The following is a 5,141-nucleotide window of genomic DNA, read 5'->3' on the forward strand; positions in this document are numbered from 1 at the left end:
CACACCATGATCCACGAACCAGCGAAAGGATCAACACGCCACGCCGTCAGACACCTGACCAGTTACGTTCGGACTAGTTTCGACATTCCCTGCACCCGCTGATCGCGGCCCGCCTCCGTCGATTGGTGCCGGTTCGAATCGCCTATCACGAACCTGCACCACTCGAACTCCCGTTCACGCGCAGGTCAGAGCCACGATCGTCACCGCGCAGGTTCGAATCCTGCCGGGTCTACCTCACTGATCAAGCTGGCCCCCGTATGGTCAGGCGGCGAGGAGGATTCGCTTGCGGAGCAGGTCGAATCCGGCGCGGCCGTACATCTGCCTCTTGATCATTTTGATGCGGTTCACGTTGCCTTCAACAGCTCCGGAGCTGTGCGGGAGTGTGAGTCCGTTGAGGACTGCCGGGTAGTCGCGCTTGAGTCCTGGGACGAACCGGTGCAGGTGCGGCAGGTCATCGGCCTCAACTTTGGCCATCCAGCTGTCCAGGCGCTCACCGTGCCGGCCGGTGAGCATCTCGGCAAAGGCGCCGACATGGGTTGCCGTGACCCTGGTGCAGAAACTTCCTGATCGTCTTCCTCGGCGGTGGTGAGAAGTTCGGCTGCGCGACGCCGGGTGGTGGCTGTCCGCCGCCGCTGTCCGGGATTGGCTTCTCGCTGGCTCCGGTCCAGAACGGGCAGGTGGGCATCTACGTCCCGCAGCCACTGGAGTTCTACGGCTGGGCCGGATTCCCTCGGCCAGGAGCGGGGCAACGTCCGGATCGCGACCGGGACGACCGCCGGTGAGAAGCGGATCAAGGTGACCGTCCCGGCTTTCTTCCGCCAACCCACTCAACTACTGACGGTGCGCCTGGGTTCGGCCATCTGATGCACCAGGGCCGGGCCGCCTGTTCGGAGCGGCCCGGCCTGCGGTGTGCGGGTAGTCAGAAGCGTGCTCCGACGTTGGCGCCGTTGGTCGGGCGTAGGAAGGTGGACGATGGGATCGAGCCGTCCGCGGTTCTCGGTCCGGTGATGGTGCTGGGATCGGTGCTCACGAAGGACCAGGAGCCGCCGAGGTCCCAGGAGTTGCCGCTGCCGGTCGAGGTGGAGCCGAGGGAGACGTTGGTGCCGTTGGCCACGGCGAGGTTGCCGGTCAGCGTGCTGGTGGAACGGTTGACGTTGAAGCCGGTGCCGGGGTTGTCCCAGGCGGTGCAGTGGTCGATGCGGTGCTGGCCGGGGTTGTTGTTGTCGATGATGCCGCCGACGGCGTTGTCCCAGGCCATGCTGTTGCGCAGGGTGTGGTTGGCGGCCACGCCGTTGCCGCCGAGCTTGAAGCCGTTGCCGTCGCCGGTGAAGTCGGGCAGGTTCCAGCGGTTGAACCCGTTGCCCCAGGCGAGGCTGTTCTCGGTGAGGATGGGCGAGGAGAACATCCAGTAGTCGAGGCCGTCGTCGGAGTTGTTCCACAGCCGGGCGCCGCGGACCACGTTGCCGGTGCCGGAGCCTTCCTTGATGGCCAGGCCGTCAGCGCTTTCCCCGTTGTTGCGGGGGTCGCGGTTGCCGAAGCTGTCCAGGTTGAGGATCTGGTTGTTGCTCGACGTCAGGAACAGGTGGAATCCGGACTCATAGTTGTCCCGCGTGATGAGACGCTCAAAGATGTTGTTGCTGGAGTCCAGGCCGAAGACGCCGTAGGGACCGTGGATGATCTCCAGGCCGATCAGCCGCCAGAAGTCACCCTCGATGTGGATCGCGCCGCGCTGCGGCCGGGGAATGGTGGAGCCCACGTCTCCCGGCGTGAACGGCATGTTCTCCCCGTCGATGATCACCCGCTCGCCGCTGACGTTGCGCATGGTGATGGGCTGGCTCGCCGTGCCGTTGCTCAGGATCTGGATGTTGGTGCTCGGCGCGTAGGTGCCGCCGCGGATGAAGATGGTGTACCCGGGCCGGGCCAGGTCGACCGCGCGCTGAATGGTCAGCAGGGGCGCGGCCTGCGTGCCGGGGTTGCCGTCATTGCCGTTGGTCGCCACATACAGCGTGTTGGTGGGCGGCGGCGGGCTTTCCCAGGAGAAGTCGATGAAGTCGACGTTGGGCAGGCCGGCCGAGGTGGTCGGGTTGAGCCGGATCGTGCTGTTGCCCGCCGGCACCACGAACCCCACGGACTTCGACGCCCACGTGGACCAGGCGCCGGTCGGTTCGAACGCCACGGCGGAGAACACGGTCGAGCCGTTGACGACGATGTCCGCGGGCCGGCTGCTCGTGCCACCGTTGGCGAACCGGATCACCGTGAACCCGGCGCCGGACAGTCCCGCGTTGACGGTGAACTGCGCGAAGGCGCCGACGGCGTTGGTGCCGTTGCAGAATCCCGTCCCCGAGAACCCGGGCCAATTGCTGTCGATGGTGCCCGTGCAGACCGCGGGCGCGGTCTCGGCCTCATAGATCACCCCCACCGCTGCCGAAGTGGGCGTCGGCGACACCAGGACCACGCCGGCCACCAGGCCGGCGGCCGCGACAAGCGTCTTCAGCCTCATTGCTGTTCCTCCAACGGTGCTAGCAGGGTGATCCGATGTGGAGCTACAGCCACCTACGAGGTTAGGCAAACCCGCGTGGACAATGCCGAACACCACGTGGATTTTTGAGCAGCGCGCGGAAATTGTTCTGCGGTAAGGGCATCGACACCATCACCGAAGTAAGCGTCCTCGACCCCCCGCTTCTACCGGGCGGCCCAGAGCCATCCCGACCCGTCTCCCATCCCACTCAGCCCCAAAAAGGCAACCCATTCAGCACGTCAACCGCAACCAGGACCCCGTGAAAACTGTCAAAACGGGCACCCGCAACGCGAAGGGTGCTGGGCGCGGGGCGGCACAGAGGTTGGGACGGGCGGCGAACGGGGGGAAGGTATCGCCGCCCGCCCCGGGGAGATCCCCTGGTCAGTGGGTCGGCAATGTTGTCGGTGCGCCGGTGGGGTGGGGTGGTTGGGTCGGCCTGGAGGCCGGTGGGGTGGCTGGCGGGCCGGTCGGGTGTGCCGGGCGGGGTGTTTCCGGTGTTCCGGTTGGGGGTGTGCCGGGCGACGGGTTTCCGGGTTGGTCGCTGAGCAGGTCGGCGCAGTAGCCGGGGACCTGGTCCTTGCCGCCGGCGGCGGTGATCAGGACGGTGAAGGCGGGACTGTCCAGGGCCTTGCCGTGCTCGGAGCCGGCTCCCGCGGTGTAGGCGCGGCAGAGGCCGACCAGCGAGGGCGAGGGGGTCGCGGCCTCGCTGGCCGGCTCGGATCCCGGCGGCGCCGGGCTGGGAACGTGCGTCGCACTGATGGTTGGTGAGTCGGCGGGCGCGTGGCCGGGCAGGGGCAGGGTTCCGGTCGCCGCGGCGGTCGCGATACCACCCACGGCTGCGACTGCCGCGGCTGGGACGAGGATCTTCGCCGTGAGCAGGGTGGCCAGGGTTGACTTGAGCACGGGGCGTCTCCGTTGTTGACGGGCTGGGGTGAGATGAGCCGCGCGGAAGGCCGCGACCGCGATCTGCTCGCCGGACAGCTCACCCGCCCGTGGCGGGGCGGCGGCCGCGGCGAGCAACTCGCGCAGGTTGTCCGATCCACTGACCGGTTGACCGCTGAGCAGTCGCTCGGCGGTCTTGCGGTCGATGCGGCGAAAACGGCGCGGGCTCATCTCACCTCCCTCAGCGTCAGGTCCCCCGAATCCGTCACACCCGCCTGCTCGAGGTACTTGGCGAGCCGGCGCAGCCCCCGGTAGGCAGCGGTGCGCACCGCGCCCGGCCGCTTGCCCAGCACCCGGGCGGCCGCGGCCACATCCAACCCCATGACCACCCGCAGTAACACGGCCTCGGCCTGGTCGGGCGGCAACCGCGCGATCAGCGCCAGCGCCGCGTCGGTCGCCACCGCCTCCGCCGCCGACCCGGCGGTGTCGGCCGCCCCGGGCAGCTCGACCAACGCATCCGCCGCGGCGTCCACCACGGCCGGCCGCCGGCGCCGTTGACGCAACTGGTCCAAGGCCCGATGCCGGGCGATCGTCGTGACCCAGCCGCGAAACCCGTCCGCGTCACCCCGAAAGGTGGCCAGATCGCGGGCGACCTGCAACCACGCCTCAGCCGCGACGTCCTCGGCCTCGGCACCCACGAGCACCCGCAGGTAGCGCAGCAGTCCCGGCTGCACCGCCCGGTACAGCAGCCGGAACGCCTCCTCACTACCGCCCTGCGCCGCCGCAACGGCCGCGGCCAGATCCGGCGCCGGCACCGAATCAGACGACCAGCGCTGGCCAGCCACGATCTTCGCGCCCGGCCTCATTGCGCAAACTGATCGTCGGCCATCGTCGAACTCCACTGACTGGTGCGGGACGCTTCGCTCGATCAAGGACACGGCGCTGACACCCCTATGACGGCAGAACGCCAGGCGCCCGCCGCCTTCATCAGCGCGTGGGCGTGAGGCACGCCACGGCGCCGATGGTCGGCGTGGGGCTGTTCATCGTGGTGCCCAAGATCTGGCGGATGAAGGCCGACCAGCCGCGGCGCAAGCCGCGGAAGTGGTCGCTCGGCCAGGCGCTGGACACCGGCTACGTCCGGTCCCTGCCGCTGAACTTCGTGCAGTTGCTGTTCCTGGAATTGGCGGGGATCGCGGGGTTCTTCGAGAAGCTGCTGTTCGGCGCCGCTGGCGATGTCGCTGGTCTGTTCACCATTGTGCTCGGGTGCACGTTCATCGCGTCGCTGCTGGTCTGGCCGAGTGTGTGGCTGTTCAACCGCCCGAAGATCGTAGTGCCGCCGGCGCTGCGAGACGAACGCGGTGCGCTGGAACTGTGGTGGCACAGTCGCCGCGCGCCGCCTCATTGACCAAACCCGCCCGATACGGCACCTCGCTGACCGTCGGGGCACATGTCTGGAAGGCGCGCCGAACGGGATCACCTACGAAGTCAACCTGGTCCGCCCCGACGGCATCGACCTGAGGACGCCGTAACGCGTCGCCGTGTGGTCCGCGACCGCAGTACCGGCTATGTACTGAAGCTAGTACTTCAGCCGGTCTAGGTTCAATGCCACTTAGCTTAAGTTGATCATGCTGCGTGGGGGTTGCGGGCGCCGAGGTTGGCGAGCCGGATCGTGGCTGGTTGGTCGTGGCGGGTGCCGATGTCGGTCGGGCGTTTGACCCGGTAGGAGTTGTGGCGGGCGCGT

The 5,141-nt window shown here is 68.1% G+C and carries 5 protein-coding genes; 1 reads left to right on the plus strand and 4 read right to left on the minus strand.

The genetic code is table 11. The features are described from left to right. Window positions 1-261: 261 nt before the first annotated feature. The 4 genes from VGR06_RS24820 to VGR06_RS24835 form a co-directional block, all read right to left on the minus strand. Window positions 262-513 carry a transposase gene (locus tag VGR06_RS24820; RefSeq protein ID WP_414637326.1) on the minus strand — a complete coding sequence of 84 codons (252 nt, stop codon included), beginning with the start codon at window positions 511-513 and terminating at the stop codon, window positions 262-264. Between the two features lie 406 nt (window positions 514-919). After that, window positions 920-2,500 (minus strand): right-handed parallel beta-helix repeat-containing protein, encoded by a 1,581-nt coding sequence (locus tag VGR06_RS24825; RefSeq protein WP_327561519.1) that lies wholly within the window; start codon window positions 2,498-2,500, stop codon window positions 920-922. Window positions 2,501-2,899: 399 nt separating this feature from the next. Beyond that, window positions 2,900-3,631, minus strand: a complete 732-nt coding sequence (locus VGR06_RS24830; RefSeq protein WP_327561520.1) for a hypothetical protein — start codon at window positions 3,629-3,631, stop codon at window positions 2,900-2,902. Next, window positions 3,628-4,266 (minus strand): RNA polymerase sigma factor, encoded by a 639-nt coding sequence (locus VGR06_RS24835; RefSeq protein ID WP_327561521.1) that lies wholly within the window; start codon window positions 4,264-4,266, stop codon window positions 3,628-3,630. Before VGR06_RS24835 ends, VGR06_RS24830 begins: the two co-directional genes overlap by 4 nt. A gap of 134 nt (window positions 4,267-4,400) precedes the next feature. Here VGR06_RS24835 and VGR06_RS24840 point away from each other — a divergent pair, with 134 nt between their 5' ends. Then, complete coding sequence (locus VGR06_RS24840; RefSeq protein ID WP_327561522.1) at window positions 4,401-4,805, plus strand: hypothetical protein; 405 nt, start codon at window positions 4,401-4,403, stop codon at window positions 4,803-4,805. The last annotated feature ends 336 nt before the right edge of the window (window positions 4,806-5,141 follow it).

The organism is Actinophytocola sp., from assembly GCF_036002505.1.
Classification (GTDB): Bacteria; Actinomycetota; Actinomycetes; order Mycobacteriales; family Pseudonocardiaceae; genus DASYTH01.

Excerpts from the sequence above, each read along its gene's own strand:
- VGR06_RS24825 (WP_327561519.1), bottom strand. The coding sequence starts at position 2,500 with ATGAGGCTGAAGACGCTTGTCGCGGCCGCCGGCCTGGTGGCCGGCGTG.
- VGR06_RS24835 (WP_327561521.1), bottom strand. The coding sequence starts at position 4,266 with ATGAGGCCGGGCGCGAAGATCGTGGCTGGCCAGCGCTGGTCGTCTGAT.
- VGR06_RS24820 (WP_414637326.1), bottom strand. The coding sequence starts at position 513 with ATGCTCACCGGCCGGCACGGTGAGCGCCTGGACAGCTGGATGGCCAAA.
- VGR06_RS24830 (WP_327561520.1), bottom strand. The coding sequence starts at position 3,631 with ATGAGCCCGCGCCGTTTTCGCCGCATCGACCGCAAGACCGCCGAGCGA.